Here is a 14,405-nt window from a genome sequence, read left to right as displayed (position 1 = left end):
TCCGTCGAGATCGCCGCCGCCGCCGGCGCACCCCCGCGCCCCGACGGCCACCCCGACCGGGCCTACGCGCCGTACCGCAGCACCGCGCTGCGGTCGCCGCACCAGCCGCTGGTCGTCTCGCCGCCGAGCCTCACCGAGCTCGCCGCGCCGGTGTTCGGCGCGCGGGACGTCGCGCCGATCGAGGCCGACCTGACCCGCCACCACGCGGGCGAGCCGCTCGGCGAGCGGATCATCGTGACCGGCCGGGTGCTCGACGGGGACGGCCGTCCGGTGCGCAACCAGCTCCTCGAGATCTGGCAGGCCAACGCGTCCGGGCGCTACCGGCACGACGGCGACCAGCACCCGGCGCCGCTCGACCCGAACTTCACCGGCGGCGGGCGCGCGCTCACCGACGACGACGGCCGCTACCGCTTCGTGACGATCAAGCCCGGCGCGTACCCGTGGCGCAACCACACCAACGCCTGGCGGCCCGCGCACATCCACTTCTCGCTGTTCGGCACCGCGTTCACCCAGCGCCTGGTGACCCAGATGTACTTCCCGGGCGACCCGCTGTTCGGCCTCGACCCGATCTTCCAGTCGGTCACCGATGAGAAGGCCCAGCAGCGGCTGGTCGCGACCTACGACCACGACGTCACCCAGCCCGAGTGGGCCCTGGGCTACTCCTGGGACATCGTGCTCGACGGTGCCCACGCCACGCCGGAGGACCGCGACTGATGTCCGAGGTGACCCCCTCCCAGACCGTCGGCCCGTTCTTCGCGTTCGGCCTGCCCTTCGACGGCGGCGGCGACGTCGTCCCGACCGGCACGCCCGGCGCGATCACGCTGTACGGCACGGTGCGCGACGGCAGCGGCGCCCCGGTCCCCGACGCGCTGCTCGAGTTCTGGCAGGCCGGTCCGGACGGGCGTCTGCCGACCCGGCCCGGGTCGTTGCACCGCGACGGGCGCAGCTTCACCGGGTTCGCCCGCGTCCCGACCGACCGGGCCGGCGACTACCACCTGCGCACGCTGCGTCCGGCCGCGCCGACCGGCTCGCCGCACGCCCCGCACCTCGCGGTCACCGTGTTCGCCCGCGGCCTGCTGCACCACCTGTTCACCCGCGTCTACTTCCCGAACCACGTCGACGCGAACGCCGCCGACCCGCTGCTGGCGTCGCTGGACGAGGACCGCCGGGCCACGCTGATCGCGGTGCCCGACGGCGGCCCGACCGGCCCCGGCTACCGCTTCGACGTGCGCATGCAGGGCGCCGGCGAGACGGTCTTCCTCGACCTGTCGACGTACGCCACCGGCGAGCCGCCGGCCACCACCGAGACGCCGGCATGAGCGCTCCGGCGCCCGAGCGCACCCAGGTCGCGATCGTCGGGGGCGGGCCGGCCGGGCTGATGCTGGCGCACCTGCTGCGCCTGCGCGGGGTCGACTCCGTGGTGCTCGAGTCCCGGCCCCGCGACCGCGTCGAGACCCGCCAGCGCGCCGGCATCCTCGAGCACGGCACCGTCGAGGCCCTGCGCGAGGTCGGCGCCGACGCGCGGATGGACGAGCTCGGCATGCCCCACGACGGCTTCGAGCTGCGCTTCGCCGGCCGCGGCGTCCGCGTCGACATGCAGGAGCTCACCGGCGAGCGCGTCATGATCTGGGCGCAGACCGAGGTCACGAAGGACCTCATCGCGCTCCGGTTGGAGCAGGGCGAGCCGCTGGTGTTCGACGCCGAGGTGCTGACGGTCTCCGACGTCGAGACGGACAGCCCGTCGGTGCGCTACCGCCACGGCGGCGCCGAGCACGTGCTGCACGCCGACGTCGTCGTCGGCGCCGACGGGTCGTACGGGCCGTCGCGTCGCGCGATCCCCGAGCACCTGCTGCGCCGCTTCGAGCGCGTCTACCCCTACTCGTGGCTGGGGATCCTCGCCGACGTCGCGCCCTCGTCCCACGAGCTGATCTACGCGCGCGGCCGCACCGGGTTCGCGCTGGCCTCGATGCGCTCGCCGTCGGTGACCCGCGCCTACATCCAGGTGCCGAACGGGACCGACCCGCAGAGCTGGGCCGACGAGGCGATCTGGGACGAGCTCTCGGACCGTTTCGCGCTCGACGACCGGTCGTTCAGGCTGGCGCGCGGGCCGATCACCGACAAGTCCGTGACGCCGATGCGCAGCATGGTCACCGAGCCGATGCGCCACGGGCGGCTCTTCCTCGCCGGCGACGCCGCGCACATCGTGCCGCCGACCGGCGCGAAGGGCCTCAACCTCGCCGTCGCCGACGTGCGCGTGCTGGCCGAGGCGCTGGCCGAGTGGTTCGCGACCAAGGACGAGCGCCTCATCGACGCCTACTCGCCGTCGGTGCTGCGCCGCGTCTGGAGGGCCTCGCACTTCTCCTGGACGATGACCACGATGCTGCACGTCGACCCCGACGGCGACCCGTTCGACGAGCAGCTCGCCCTGTCCCACCTGCACCACATCGAGACCTCGGAGTCGGCGCGCCGCGCGCTGGCGGAGAACTACCGGGGCCTCGCGCTCGGCGCCGTGTAGCGGCCCTAGGCTGCGGCTCCCGACGATCTCCAGACCCGGGGGTACCGCATGGGCGACCGGCTGATCTTCCAGCTGGGCACCAACAACTGGCAGCGCGACGGGGAGTTCGCCCCCGGCTCGGGGATCCTCCACGAGGCGCACCACCGCGCCTACAACGAGCTGCCCGGCGTGCGCTGCTACTCGATGTATCCCTCGCGGGTCCAGCGCACCCGCCCGGGCGAGGACGACGTGCGTGTGTTCGCCCTCGACCACGACATCCCGATCTGCGAGTCGATCTCCCCGGTCAGCAGCTACCGGTGGCACGCGATGCCTCCCGAGGAGGTCGCCGCCTACCGGGCGCGCCTGACCGCCGAGGTCACCGCGTTCATCGACGACGTCGAGGCCGCGACGGGCGACGAGTTCGGCCTCGCCATCGCCCACCACGCCTTCATGAACGCGGTGGTGATGCGCGACGTCATCCGCGCGCGCGTCCAGGCCGGCCGGCCGCGCATCCCGCTCGTGGACTTCGCGCACGGCACCGAGCTCAAGATGTACGTCCACGAGCAGCGCGGGGAGAACCCGGCCGAGTTCCCGTGGCGGTTCCTGCCGTTCATGCAGGAAGAGAAGATCTTCGACTGGTCGGCGGGCCCGGAGCACGGCGTCGACGTCGTCGCCTCGATCTCGTCCGAGCAGATCGACGCGTTCGCCTCGGTCTTCCCGGAGTTCCCGCGCGAGCGGATCGTGCTCTCGCACAACGGCTACAACCAGGACGTCTTCCACCCGGCGCCCGAGACGTACGCCGACCGCGAGCGCGTGCTCGCCGGCTTCACGACGCAGCCGCCGCCGGGTGCCGCGCGCGGACCGGAGGCCGTGGCGCCCGAGGGCGGGTTCGACGCCGTCGTCGCCTTCGTCGGCAAGTTCGCCGACTGGAAGCGCCTCGACGCGCTGCTGCGGGCGGCCGCGTCGTACGAGCGAGGGGACCAGCGAGTCCTGACCCTCGTCGCCGGCTCCGGTCCGGTCGAGGAGCAGGTCAAGATGCACGAGCTCGCCGCCGAGCTGGGCCTCGAGCGGACCTACTTCCTCGGGCCGCGCCCGCAGGACGAGCTCGCCACGATCTTCGCCTGCGCCGACGTCGGCGTGTTCCCGTCCTACCGCGAGCCGTTCGGCCTGGTGTTCCTCGAGTGCATGGCGTGCGGGACGCCGGTGATCGGCGCCGACTCGGGCGGACCGCGCGACTTCGTCACCGACGCGGTCGGCACGCTCGTGCCCGAGACCGACGACCGGCAGGCGCTCGCCGACTCCCTGGCCGCCGCCGTGCAGCGCTCGTTCGACGAGGGCTGGAAGCAGGCCAAGGGCGGCGAGGCCGCCCGCTACGCGCGCGACGGGTTCAGCGTCGTCAAGCAGGTGTCGGACCTGCTCACCGAGGTGGACCGGCTGACGGCGGGCTGAGGGTGAGCGAGGGACTCCCTGGCTGCGTGGGCGCAGCGAGGGCGTCCCTCGCTCCCTTCAGACCTGCGTGACCCGGTCGACGACTGCCGAGGTCGCGACCATCGTCGTCAGCCGCGCGACGCCCGGGAGGCGCGCGAGGGTGCGGCGCAGCAGCACGTCGAGGGCCTCGACGTCGGCGACGTCGACGCGCATCAGGTAGTCGACGTCCCCGGTGACGTGGTGGCAGCTCACGAGGCCCGCCAGGTCGAGGACGTGGCGCTCGAAGCGGCCGACGGTGTTCGTCGTGTGGTCGACGAGCGTCACCGCCAGGTGCACGACGAGGCCCCGGTCGACCGCGATCGGGTCGAGCACGGCCCGGTAGCCGCGCACGACCTCCTCGCTCTCGAGGCGTCGCAGCCGCCGTTGCGCCGACGACGCGGAGATCGACACCGCCTCCGCGAGGTCGGCGATGCTCGACCGTCCGTGGTCGGCGAGGTGGTCGAGGATGCGGCGATCGACGCGGTCGAGGGCCGGTTGGGCGGATCGTGCACGCTGCGGCGCGGTCATGGGTCGATGATGCGCTTCGGCGGCCCTCGGGGTCGAAGATCGCCCGACATCGCCCACCCTCGCGCGCGCATCGTGGAGGCATGACGGGAGGCATGTCGCGCCGCACGGCGCTCGCAGCGATGACGTTCGCCTGCGCGGGGTGGGCCGCGGTGTTCGTGGCCCCGGAGCTGGCGCCGCTCGCGCCCGCCCTGCTGCTGGCCATGGGGCGGTTCGTGGCGTTCGGGGTGGTGTCGCTGCCCCAGCTCCCCGCCGTCCTGCGCGCGGACATCCCGTGGGGCCGCGTCGCCGGGCACGCCGTCACCGGCTCGCTGCTGTACTTCGCCCTCGTCGCGCTCTCGGTCCGGCTCGCGGGCCCGACCATCGCCGTCGCGACGATCGGGCTCGTGCCCGTGGTGATGGCGCTGCTCTCCAACAAGCGGGGGCTGGTCGGCGTGCGGGCGCTGCTGCCGGCGCTGGTGCTCGTCGGCGTCGGGCAGGTGCTCGTGCACCTCAGCCCCGTGCCCGGGCCGGGCGGGACGTCCGCGGTGATCGGCACGGTGCTCGCGCTCGTCGCCGTCGCCTCCTGGAGCTGGTACGGCCTCGACTCGCACCGCCTGCTCGCCGCGCGCCCCGACCTCGGCCCGGTGCTCGCCGGCGCCCAGGGACTCGCGGCGGGCGTGCTGGCCCTGCCGGCGGCGATCTGGCTGCTCGCGACCGAGGGCGTGCCCGCCCAGCCGGTGCGCGCGCTGCTCGTCGTGCTCTTCCTCGGGCTGGTGTCGTCGTGGCTCGCGGTGCGGGCGTGGCACGCCGCCGCCGCGCGGCTCTCGCCGGTACTGGTCAGCCAGCTCATGGCGCTCGAGACCGCGTGGGGCTTCGTGTTCGCGGCCCTGCTCGCGGGCGCCCTGCCCGGTCCGGTGGCCCTGATCGGCGAGGTGGCCCTGGTGGCCGGCGTCGCCCTCGCGGTGGTCGCCGACGGGCGCCGGGAGCGGGCTCTCGCGGCCGATCACGGCGCGCCCGGCTCGTCGGCGAGCACCGCCCGTGCCACCCGCAGCGCCGCGTCGCGGATGCGCGACGAGCGCGCGTCCTCTGCCGAGGAGTGCGCGACGGCCTCGAGCAGCGCGCACACCTCGAACCCGGCGTAGTCGCCGGCGAGGCCGGCGTAGCGACCGATCGCCACCCGCCGCCGGAGCACGGCGGCGGCGCGGTCGATGGTCTCGGCGTCGAGACGCGCGCGGGCGCGTCGGTGGTCGACGGAGGACATGGGGCTCCCCTCGGGCAGGACCGGCACACGGCTGATCAGCAGCGCCGCGGGGGAAGCGCGACACCACCGATTCTGCCCGCGACCCCCGACAGCGCCGACCCCTCGCGCGCTCCGCGCGGAGCGAGGGAGCCCCTGGGTGCGTGGCACGCAGCGAGCGAGTCCCTCGCTCCCGCCACGCGCGCCGTCAGCCCACCGGCCAGCGCACCACCAGGCGCGTGCCGCCGTCCGGTGACGTCGTGGCGCGGGTCGTGCCGTGGCGGCCGGCGACGAGGCGTCCGACCAGCGCGAGGCCCAGCCCGCTCCCCTCGCCCGCGTCGGGCTGCAGGCGGGTGAAGCGGTCGAAGACCCGCTCCCGCTCGTCGGGCGGGATGCCGGGGCCGTCGTCGTCGACGAGCAGGCGCACCCACCGCCCGGCGGGCACGACCGACACGTGCACCACGGTCGCGGCGTGCCGCCGGGCGTTGGCGAGGACGTTGTCGAGCACGATCGCCACCTCGGCCGGCGTCGCGGCGACCGTCACGGGCATCGGCGCCCACAGGGTCATCGCGACCGCCGGCTCCTCGGGCAGGCGGGTGAACGCGTCGCCCACGGCGTCGACGAGGCCCACCGGCCGGGCGGGCATCCGCTCGCCGGCGTCGGCGCGCGCGAGCGCCAGCAGGTCGCCGACCAGGCCGGACAGCCGCTCGGCCTCCCGCGCCACCGACGTCCAGGTCTCGTCGGGCGGAGCCTTCTCCGGGTGGGCGACGGCGACGTCGGCCTGGGCGCGCAGGGCGGCGATGGGGGAGCGCAGCTCGTGGGCGGCCTCGCTGGTGAACCGCTCGAGGCGGGCCACGGCGTCGTCCCGGCGGGCCAGGAGCCCGTTGATCTCGACGGCGAGGGCGGCGAGCTCGTCGCGCGCGGGCGGCACGGGCAGGCGCTCGCCGGGCGGCAGCGCCGCCGCCGCGGTCCGCATCCGGCCGACCGGCCGCAGGGCCAGGCGCGCGGCGGTCCACGTCGCGGCGACGACGGCGAGCGCCCCGAGCAGGGCGGTGACCACCAGCCCGCGGGCACCGTCGGCGAACAGGGCGGCCGCGCCGACGAGGTCGCGCGAGGCGAGGACGAGCCGCGGGGACCCGTCGGGCGCCGGCACCGGCACGGCGACCCAGCGCTGCGGCCCGTCCGGCCCGCCCGGCGTCGTCACCGGCTCCCCGGCACCGAGCCGGCGCACGGCGTCGGCGTCCACCGGGCGCGGACCGCGGCCGTCGACCGGCGCGCCCGCGACGTCGGTCACCCGCACCCCCGGCGGCACCGCCGTGCCCGCCGCGACGGCCGACGCCGCCCCGAGGGCCCGCTCGGTCAGCGCGGCGTCGCCGCTGGTCAGCGCCGCCGAGAACAGCAGCTCGCCCGCCACCCGGCCGAGCGCGAGCAGCGCGGCGACGGTCACGATCCCCACGACGAGGGTGATCCGCGTCTGCAGCGAGCGCCGCGCCCACCAGCCGGACCGCGCCCACGAGCCGGACCGCGCCCACGAGCCGGACCGCGCCCACCAGCCGGACCGCCTCACCCGGCCCCCAGGCGGTAGCCGCGCCCGCGCTCGGTCAGGACGAGATCGCCCGCGCCGACCGCGGCGAGCTTGCGGCGCAGGTAGCCGACGTAGACCTCGACGACGTTGCGGCTGACCGACCCGCCGCCGCCCCACACGGCCGTGAGCAGCTCGTCCTTCGTCACCACCCCGGCCGGGTGCAGCGCGATCGCGTAGAGCAGCGCGAACTCGCGCTCCGAGAGCTCGACCTCGCGGCCCGCCCACGTCGTCGACCGCGACGTCGGGTCGAGACGCAGCGCGCCGCGCTCGACCCGCGCCGTCGCGGGCCCCGAGCGGCGCAGCATCGCCCGCAGCTGGGCGACGAGCACGACGAACGAGAACGGCTTGACGAGGTAGCCGTCGGCGCCGAGGTCGAGCCCGTCGGCCTGGTCGACCTCGCCGTCCTTCGCCGAGAGCAGCAGCACCGGCGTCGCGACGCCCTCGCTGCGCAGCGCCTCGAGCACCCGGTAGCCCGACATCCCCGGCAGCATGATGTCGAGGACCACGGCGTCGTACGCGCCGGTCGCCGCCTCGCGCAGGCCGGCGGGACCGTCGGCGACGGCGTGCACCTCCATGCCCTCGGCGCCCAGCCCGCGGGTCAGGGCGTCGCGCACCCCGAGCTCGTCGTCGACCACCAGCACCCTCGGCACGCCACGACCGTAGGCCGCCGGGACGACGGGTGCGGCGACACGCACCTCGGCGCGCGCTCGGGGTGCACCACGACGCTCCTGATCACGGGCCTCGGGGCGTGGGCCCGAGGTCCGCGGTGATCAGCAGGCGGAAGGGCACCTCGCGGGCGGGCTTCGCGGTGCCCATCGGCCTGCTGACCATGGGGCGTGCGCCGGGGTGGTGATCAGGGGGCGACCACAGGCACCTCCGCGGGCGCGCAGGGTGCACCACGACGCCCCTGATCACCGGCTCAATGGGTGTCAGGGATGTGTCCGGTACGCCTCGGTCCCGAGATCGCCGCAGGTGCTCCGGGAACCACGTCAGATGGGGTCGGAGGAGCACCCGGAGCGATCTTGGGGCGCCCGGCGGGCGCGGACGATGGGCGCGGAGACCACGGGCGTTCCCACGCACCTCCCCGTGCGCTCGGCGCACCACGACGCTCCTGATCACCACGCCGAGCCGCCGACGCTGAGACCGTCTCAGCAACCGGCGACCACGATGGGGTCATGGGACGCAGGAAGTGGGTCGGGGCAGGGCTCGGGGCCGGGCTGGTGGCCGCCGTCGGGGTGGGGCTCGTGGTGGCGCCGGCTGGGGCCGCCGCGGCGCCGGTGCTGCCGCCGATCAGCCCGGAGGACCTCGTGTCCTCGGTGATGACCGCGCAGCGCGGCCCGCTGGCCGGCGAGGTCGAGGTCGACAACGCCCTCGGGCTGCCCGCCGTCCCCGGCGCGCCCCAGCTCGCGAACGGCACGTCGACGATCCGCGTGTGGTCCGGTGGCGAGGGCCGCGGCCGGGTCGCGATCCCGTCGCCGGACGGCGAGCGCACGCTCGTCTCCGACGGGACGACGCGCTGGGCGTACGACTCGCAGGACCGCACGGCGACGCGCTCGCCGGCCGGCGACCACCAGGGTCCGCCCGAGGGTGCCCCGGGCCAGGACCAGGACCCGACCACCGCGGCCACCCAGGCCATCGCCACCCTGCGCCAGACCAGCACCGTCGCGGTCGACGGCACGGCCGAGGTCGCCGGGCGCGCCGCGTACCAGCTGGTGCTGACGCCGCAGCCCACCGAGCGCACGCTGCTGCGCGAGGTGCGGGTCGCCGTCGACGCCGAGACGCGCCTGCCGCTGCAGCTCACCGTGCTCGCGCAGGGATCGGCCGAGCCGGCGCTGCAGGTCGGCTTCTCCGAGATCACCTACGGTCCGCAGGACCCGTCGCTGTTCACCTTCACCCCGCCGCCCGGGACGACCGTGCGCGACGGCCAGGACGGGGGTCGACCCGACGGGCAGCAGGGCCGCCCCGAGGGCGAGCGCCGCACCGTCGGCGACGGCTGGGACACGGTGATCGTCGGCCGCGCGCCCGCCCGTGAGGGCGGGGAGCAGCAGCAGCGTCCCGAGGGCGCGCCGGACCTCTCCGCGCTCGGCACCCCGGTCAGCGGCCCGTGGGGCAGCGGGCGCGCGATCACCACGGCGGTCGCCACCGTGATCGTCACCGACGACGGCCGGATCGCGGCGGGCGCGGTGCCGCAGCAGGTGCTCACCGAGGCCCTCGCGCAGTGACGGCGGCGACCTCCCGCCCGTCGACGTCGCAGGCGCCCGCGCCGCCGGACGCCACGGTCGCCGCCCGGGTCCGTGGCCTGCGCAAGACGTTCGGGTCCACCGTCGCGATCGACGACGTCGACCTCGACGTCCCCGCCGGCGCCGTGCTCGGGATGCTCGGGCCGAACGGGTCGGGCAAGACCACGCTGATCCGGATGCTGCTCGGGCTCACGCGCCCGACCGCCGGGACGGTGGAGCTCCTCGGGCACGGCGGCGACGACCTCGCGGCGGCGCTGCCCGACGTCGGGGCGCTCGTCGAGGGCCCCGGCTTCCACCCGTTCCTCTCCGGGCGCGACAACCTGCTGCGCTGCGCCGCCACCGAGCCCCGCCTCGACGGCGACCTGCGCGGCCCCGTCGACGCGGCTCTCGAGCGCGTCGGGCTCGCCGACGCCGCCCGCCGGCGCTACCGCGGCTACTCGCTCGGCATGAAGCAGCGCCTCGGGCTCGCGGCGGCGCTGCTCGTGCCGCGCCGGCTGGTCGTGCTCGACGAGCCCACCAACGGGCTCGACCCCGCCGGGACGCGCGACGTGCGCCGGGTGGTCGCCGACCTGCGCGACGCCGGCGCGACGGTGCTGCTCTCGTCGCACCTGCTCGCCGAGGTCGAGGCCGTGTGCACCCACGTGGCCGTGCTGCAGACCGGCACGCTGCTGGTGTCCGGCGAGCTGCGCGCGCTGCTCGACGCGGACACCGGCGGGCTGGTCGTCAGCACGCCGGACGTCGACGACGCCATCCTGGCGCTGCGCGAGGCCGGGGCGCCGTCGTACCGCGCCGACGGCGGCGTGGCCGTCCCGCCGGGCTCGCTCGAGGCGCCCGAGATCGTGGCGGCGCTCGTCGGGGCCGGGGTCGCCGTGTGGGAGGTCCACCGCCGGCGCGCCCACCTCGAGGAGCTCTTCGCCCGCCTGACCGAGGAGGACGCGTGACCACGGCCGTGCCGACCCGCACCAGCGCGCCGCTCGGACGGCTCGCCGCCGCCGAGGTCCGCTGGGTCCTGCGCCGCCCGCGCACGCTCGTGCTGCTCGCCCTGCTGGGGCTGATCCCGGTCGCGCTCGGCATCGGGATCGCGCTCACCGGCGGGCCGGGTGCCGGCGAGGACGGCGACGGGCCCGGCCTCGTCGCGGCGGTGGCCGGCAACGGGCTGGTCCTGCCGATCGCCGCCCTCGGGCTCGCGCTGGCGCTGCTGCTGCCGCTCACGGTGGCCACCGCGTCCGCCGACGCCCTCGCCGGCGAGGCCTCCCACGGCACGCTGCGGGGCCTCCTGCTGGCGCCCGTCGGCCGGGGCCGGCTGGTCGTCATGAAGGCCGCCGGCGTGCTCGCGGTCGCCGTGCTGGCCGTTGTCGTCGTCGCGGTCGTCGGCGTGATCACCGGGATGGTCGTGGTCGGCGGCCCGAGCGGCACCCTGATCACCCTGTCCGGCACCACGCTCGGGCTCGGCGAGGCGCTCGGGCGGGTCGCGCTCGTCGCCGGCTGGACGATCGGCCAGCTCCTCGCGGTCGCCGCCGTGGCGCTCGCGATCTCGTCGTTCACCGAGCACCCGCTCGTCGTGCTCGCGGCCGTGCTCGGCGGGCTGATCGTCTTCGGGGTGCTGGCCGCGATCCCGTCGCTCGAGTGGCTCCAGCCCCTGCTGCTGACGACGGGCTGGGGCGCGGGCACCGACGCCCTGCGCGACCCGCTGCCGCTCGACGGCCTGGCCTCGAGCTCGCTGCGGGCGCTGGTCTACCTCGTCCTCGGCGTCGCCGTGACCGTCGTCCGGATGCGGCGCCGCGACGGGTAGGTCAGACGAACGCGGCCCGGTGCTCGTGCGCCCACTGCGCGAAGGTGCGCCCCGGCTTCCCGAGCAGCGGCTCGACGTCGTGCACCGGCTGGGGCACGCCGTCGGAGGCCGACCACAGGTGCAGCAGCGAGTCGGCGATCCACGGCGGGGCCCAGCGGCCCATCCGGTCGCGGTACTCCTGGTCGGTGAGCGCCCGGAGCTCGACCTCGCGGCCCACCTCCGCGCCGATGATCGCGACCTGCTCGCGGAAGGACAGCGACTCCGGGCCGCTGAGCGGACGGGCGCTGCCGCGCGCGTCCCCGCCGGTCAGGGCGCTGACGGCCACGTCGGCGATGTCGTCCTCGTGGATCGGGGTCACGTGGCTGTCGGGCCGTGGCAGCTCGACGACCCCGGCGCGCACGCCGTCGGTCCAGTCGAGCGTGTTGGTCGCGAACGCCCCGGGGCGCAGGAACGTCACCTCCACGCCGACGTCGTGCCAGGGCGCCTCGGCCGCGCGGTGCATCGCGCCGATCCGGTCGTCCGGGTCCGCCTCGAGGGACGAGAGCGAGGACAGCAGCACGACGTGGTCCACGCCGGCGGTGCGCGCGGCGTCGGCGACCGTGGGGGCGTCGCCGGAGGCGTAGAGGAACACCTGGTCGGCGCCCGCGAACGCGGCGGCGAGCGACGCGGGCTCGGCGAGGTCGAGCGTGACGCCGGTGACGCCCTCGGGCAGGTCGAGCAGTGACGGGTCGCGTCCCGACGCGCGCAGCTCGGCGGCGGGGACGCCGGCGGCGAGCAGGCCGTCGAGGACGGCGCGGCCGACACGGCCGCGGGCTCCGGTCACGAGGATCATGCGGGCACCTCTCCCACGAACGTTGTTCGTAACGAACACCGTACGCGACGAACGTCGTTCGTCAACTAGACTCCGGTGATGCCCGTCAGCCCGCGCACCCGCCCCGCGAAGGCCGCGCTGAGCCGCGAGGCCGTCGTGGCCGCGGCGCTGGACGTCGTGGACGAGGTCGGGTTCGAGGCGGCGAGCATGCGCCGGGTCGCCACGGCGCTCGAGACGGGGCCGGCGTCGCTCTACGTCTACGTCGCCGACCGTCGCGAGCTCATGGCGGCCGCCCACGACCTCGCGCTGGCCGACGTCGAGGTGCCGACCGCGGGCGACTGGCGTGCCCGCCTCGAGCTCCTGGTCACCCGCACCGTCGCCGCGCTCGCCGCGCACAACGACCTCGCGACGGCCGCGATCGCGGCGGTCCCGCTCGGCCCGCACTTCCTGCGCCTCAACGAGGAGATGCTGCGCCTGCTGCGCGAGGGCGGGGTCGACGACGCGGCGTGCGCCTGGGCGATCGACCTGCTCGTCCAGTACATCGCCTCCGCGGCGCTCGAACAGGCGGCGTGGAACCGGGCGCAGCGGGAGACACGGGCCACCGAGGAGGCGATGGGCGCGGACTTCGTCGGGCGCCTCGACGCGGTCTACGCCGGGCTCGACCCCGCCGCGTTCCCGACGATCACCGCCCTGCGCGGTCTGCTGACCGCCGGCGGGGGCGACGAGCGCGACGCGTGGAAGCTGCGGGTGATCGTCGACGGGCTGCTCGCGCAGAGCCGGACCCCGGGGTAGGCGCGCGCCGCCGGTCCGAGGTGCCCATGATGGGCGCCATGACGACCCTGCTGGCGGCGCTGCTCGACGGGGCGCTCGACGACCCCGAGGCGATCCGGGTCGGCGACGTCGCGATGACCGGTCCCGAACTGCTCGGCGCGGCGGCCGTCGTCGCCGACCAGATCGTCGAGCGTCCCGACGAGGGCCCGGTCGCGGTGCTCGCCGAGCCGACCGCGCAGACCGTCGTCGCGATGGTCGGCGCCCTGCTCGCCGGCGTGCCCGTCGTCCCGGTGCCGCCCGACACCGGGCCCGGCGAGCGCGGCCACGTGCTCACCGACTCCGGCGCGTCGCTCTGGATCGGCGAGCGGCCGCCCGAGGTCACGCTGCCCGTGCGCAAGGTCGACCTCCGGCAGCGCAGCGGCGACCAGACCCGCGAGGCCCCGAACGACGGGCCCGCGCTGATCCTCTACACGTCGGGGACCACCGGCGCGCCCAAGGGCGTGCTGCTCTCCCGGGCCGCGATGGCCGCCGGGCTCGACGGGCTCGCCGACGCCTGGGACTGGACCGCGGACGACACGCTCGCCCACGGCCTGCCCCTGTTCCACGTGCACGGGCTCGGTCTCGGGGTGTTCGGCGCGCTGCGGATCGGGTCGCGGCTGGTCCACGTCGGGCGCCCGAAGCCCGAGCTCTACGCGGCCGCCGTCCGCGACCACGGCGCCACCCTGCTGTTCGGGGTGCCGACGATCTGGTCGCGCATCGCCGCCGACCCGGACTCCGCCGGGGCCCTGCGCCCGGCGCGCCTGCTCGTCTCCGGGAGCGCCCCGCTGCCCGTGCCCGTGTTCGAGCGCGTGCGGGAGCTCACCGGCCAGGCGCCGGTCGAGCGGTACGGGATGAGCGAGACCATGATCACCCTGTCGGTCCGGGCGGACGGTGAGCGCCGCCCGGGCTGGGTCGGGCAGCCCGTCGCCGGCGTCTCGACGCGCATCGTGTCGACCGACGAGGAGAACGAGGGCGAGCTGCTCCCGCACGACGGCGAGACGATCGGCGAGCTCCAGCTCCAGGGCCCCGGCCTCTTCACCGGCTACCTCGGCCGGCCCGAGGCGACCGCCGCGACCTGGACCGACGACGGGTGGTTCCGCACCGGCGACGCCGCGGTGATCGACGCCGGCGGCTACCACCGGATCGTCGGGCGGCGCAGTGTGGACCTGATCAAGACCGGCGGCTACCGCGTCGGCGCCGGCGAGATCGAGACCGCGCTGCTCGAGCACGTGGGCATCAGCGAGGCGGCGGTGGTCGGCGAGCCCGACGACGACCTGGGCCAGCGGATCGTCGCCCACGTCGTGGTCAGCGGCGACCCGATCGACCCCGACGAGGTCATCGCCTTCGTCGCCGACCGCCTCTCCGCCCACAAGCGCCCCCGCGAGGTCCGCGTCGTCGACGCCCTGCCCCGCAACGCGATGGGCAAGGTCCAGAAGGCCCGGCTCTAGGTATGTGAGCGGTT

General features: G+C 76.0%; 14 protein-coding genes. 10 read left to right on the top strand and 4 right to left on the bottom strand.

Going from position 1 to position 14,405, the window contains the following annotated elements; genetic code table 11:
• Positions 1-9 precede the first annotated feature (9 nt).
• From pcaH to EV188_RS09585, 4 genes are read left to right on the top strand one after another with little or no spacing between them, the layout of a single operon-like run.
• Entirely contained in the window at positions 10-714 is a 705-nt protein-coding gene (gene pcaH / locus EV188_RS09600; RefSeq protein ID WP_133826345.1) for a protocatechuate 3,4-dioxygenase subunit beta, read from the top strand.
• Complete coding sequence (gene pcaG, locus EV188_RS09595; RefSeq protein WP_133825991.1) at positions 714-1,319, top strand: protocatechuate 3,4-dioxygenase subunit alpha; 606 nt, start codon at positions 714-716, stop codon at positions 1,317-1,319. The genes pcaH and pcaG overlap by 1 nt, the downstream gene beginning before the upstream one ends.
• A complete protein-coding gene (locus tag EV188_RS09590) occupies positions 1,316-2,515 on the top strand; it encodes a 4-hydroxybenzoate 3-monooxygenase (protein WP_133825990.1) in 1,200 nt (399 codons plus the stop codon). Before pcaG ends, EV188_RS09590 begins: the two co-directional genes overlap by 4 nt.
• A 48-nt stretch (positions 2,516-2,563) precedes the next feature.
• Complete coding sequence (locus tag EV188_RS09585; protein ID WP_133825989.1) at positions 2,564-3,943, top strand: glycosyltransferase; 1,380 nt, start codon at positions 2,564-2,566, stop codon at positions 3,941-3,943.
• A gap of 57 nt (positions 3,944-4,000) precedes the next feature.
• Here the strand turns inward: EV188_RS09585 and EV188_RS09580 are convergent, their stop codons facing one another.
• On the bottom strand, positions 4,001-4,489 hold the full coding sequence (locus tag EV188_RS09580; protein ID WP_133825988.1) for an Lrp/AsnC family transcriptional regulator: 489 nt from the start codon (positions 4,487-4,489) through the stop codon (positions 4,001-4,003).
• Between the two features lie 80 nt (positions 4,490-4,569).
• Here EV188_RS09580 and EV188_RS09575 point away from each other — a divergent pair, with 80 nt between their 5' ends.
• A complete protein-coding gene (locus tag EV188_RS09575; RefSeq protein ID WP_133825987.1) occupies positions 4,570-5,610 on the top strand; it encodes an EamA family transporter in 1,041 nt (346 codons plus the stop codon).
• Positions 5,611-5,913: 303 nt separating this feature from the next.
• On the opposite strand, the gene EV188_RS09570 is transcribed toward EV188_RS09575, so the two are convergent.
• Positions 5,914-7,272 (bottom strand): sensor histidine kinase, encoded by a 1,359-nt coding sequence (locus tag EV188_RS09570; protein WP_166659801.1) that lies wholly within the window; start codon positions 7,270-7,272, stop codon positions 5,914-5,916.
• A complete protein-coding gene (locus EV188_RS09560) occupies positions 7,269-7,931 on the bottom strand; it encodes a response regulator transcription factor (RefSeq protein WP_133826343.1) in 663 nt (220 codons plus the stop codon). The genes EV188_RS09570 and EV188_RS09560 overlap by 4 nt, the downstream gene beginning before the upstream one ends.
• A gap of 534 nt (positions 7,932-8,465) precedes the next feature.
• Here EV188_RS09560 and EV188_RS09555 point away from each other — a divergent pair.
• From EV188_RS09555 to EV188_RS09545, 3 genes are read left to right on the top strand one after another with little or no spacing between them, the layout of a single operon-like run.
• Positions 8,466-9,512: a LolA family protein gene (locus EV188_RS09555; protein ID WP_133825986.1), complete on the top strand. Its 1,047-nt coding sequence runs from the start codon at positions 8,466-8,468 to the stop codon at positions 9,510-9,512.
• The gene (locus EV188_RS09550) at positions 9,509-10,471 is read left to right on the top strand and encodes an ABC transporter ATP-binding protein (RefSeq protein WP_133825985.1); all 963 of its coding nucleotides are present in this window, start codon (positions 9,509-9,511) and stop codon (positions 10,469-10,471) included. Before EV188_RS09555 ends, EV188_RS09550 begins: the two co-directional genes overlap by 4 nt.
• Positions 10,468-11,322 (top strand): ABC transporter permease subunit, encoded by an 855-nt coding sequence (locus EV188_RS09545; protein WP_133825984.1) that lies wholly within the window; start codon positions 10,468-10,470, stop codon positions 11,320-11,322. The genes EV188_RS09550 and EV188_RS09545 overlap by 4 nt, the downstream gene beginning before the upstream one ends.
• A gap of 1 nt (position 11,323) precedes the next feature.
• Here EV188_RS09545 and EV188_RS09540 read toward each other — a convergent pair whose 3' ends face one another.
• Positions 11,324-12,154 (bottom strand): NAD(P)H-binding protein, encoded by an 831-nt coding sequence (locus EV188_RS09540; RefSeq protein WP_133825983.1) that lies wholly within the window; start codon positions 12,152-12,154, stop codon positions 11,324-11,326.
• 78 nt (positions 12,155-12,232) lie between these two features.
• Here EV188_RS09540 and EV188_RS09535 point away from each other — a divergent pair, with 78 nt between their 5' ends.
• Together EV188_RS09535 and EV188_RS09530 are read left to right on the top strand one after the other, a co-directional pair.
• Positions 12,233-12,925, top strand: a complete 693-nt coding sequence (locus tag EV188_RS09535; protein ID WP_133825982.1) for a TetR/AcrR family transcriptional regulator — start codon at positions 12,233-12,235, stop codon at positions 12,923-12,925.
• Between the two features lie 38 nt (positions 12,926-12,963).
• Positions 12,964-14,391 (top strand): acyl-CoA synthetase, encoded by a 1,428-nt coding sequence (locus tag EV188_RS09530; protein ID WP_133825981.1) that lies wholly within the window; start codon positions 12,964-12,966, stop codon positions 14,389-14,391.
• Positions 14,392-14,405 lie beyond the last annotated feature (14 nt).

The sequence above is a fragment of the Actinomycetospora succinea genome, assembly GCF_004363095.1.
Lineage (GTDB): Bacteria > Actinomycetota > Actinomycetes > Mycobacteriales > Pseudonocardiaceae > Actinomycetospora > Actinomycetospora succinea.
This window is presented reverse-complemented; position numbering and strand designations above follow the sequence as displayed.

What these genes read in the sequence shown, in the direction of transcription:
- pcaG (WP_133825991.1), top strand. Translation starts at nt 714, where the DNA reads ATGTCCGAGGTGACCCCCTCCCAGACCGTCGGCCCGTTCTTCGCGTTC.
- EV188_RS09590 (WP_133825990.1), top strand. Translation starts at nt 1,316, where the DNA reads ATGAGCGCTCCGGCGCCCGAGCGCACCCAGGTCGCGATCGTCGGGGGC.
- EV188_RS09585 (WP_133825989.1), top strand. Translation starts at nt 2,564, where the DNA reads ATGGGCGACCGGCTGATCTTCCAGCTGGGCACCAACAACTGGCAGCGC.
- EV188_RS09580 (WP_133825988.1), bottom strand. Translation starts at nt 4,489, where the DNA reads ATGACCGCGCCGCAGCGTGCACGATCCGCCCAACCGGCCCTCGACCGC.
- EV188_RS09575 (WP_133825987.1), top strand. Translation starts at nt 4,570, where the DNA reads ATGACGGGAGGCATGTCGCGCCGCACGGCGCTCGCAGCGATGACGTTC.
- EV188_RS09555 (WP_133825986.1), top strand. Translation starts at nt 8,466, where the DNA reads ATGGGACGCAGGAAGTGGGTCGGGGCAGGGCTCGGGGCCGGGCTGGTG.
- EV188_RS09540 (WP_133825983.1), bottom strand. Translation starts at nt 12,154, where the DNA reads ATGATCCTCGTGACCGGAGCCCGCGGCCGTGTCGGCCGCGCCGTCCTC.
- EV188_RS09535 (WP_133825982.1), top strand. Translation starts at nt 12,233, where the DNA reads ATGCCCGTCAGCCCGCGCACCCGCCCCGCGAAGGCCGCGCTGAGCCGC.
- EV188_RS09530 (WP_133825981.1), top strand. Translation starts at nt 12,964, where the DNA reads ATGACGACCCTGCTGGCGGCGCTGCTCGACGGGGCGCTCGACGACCCC.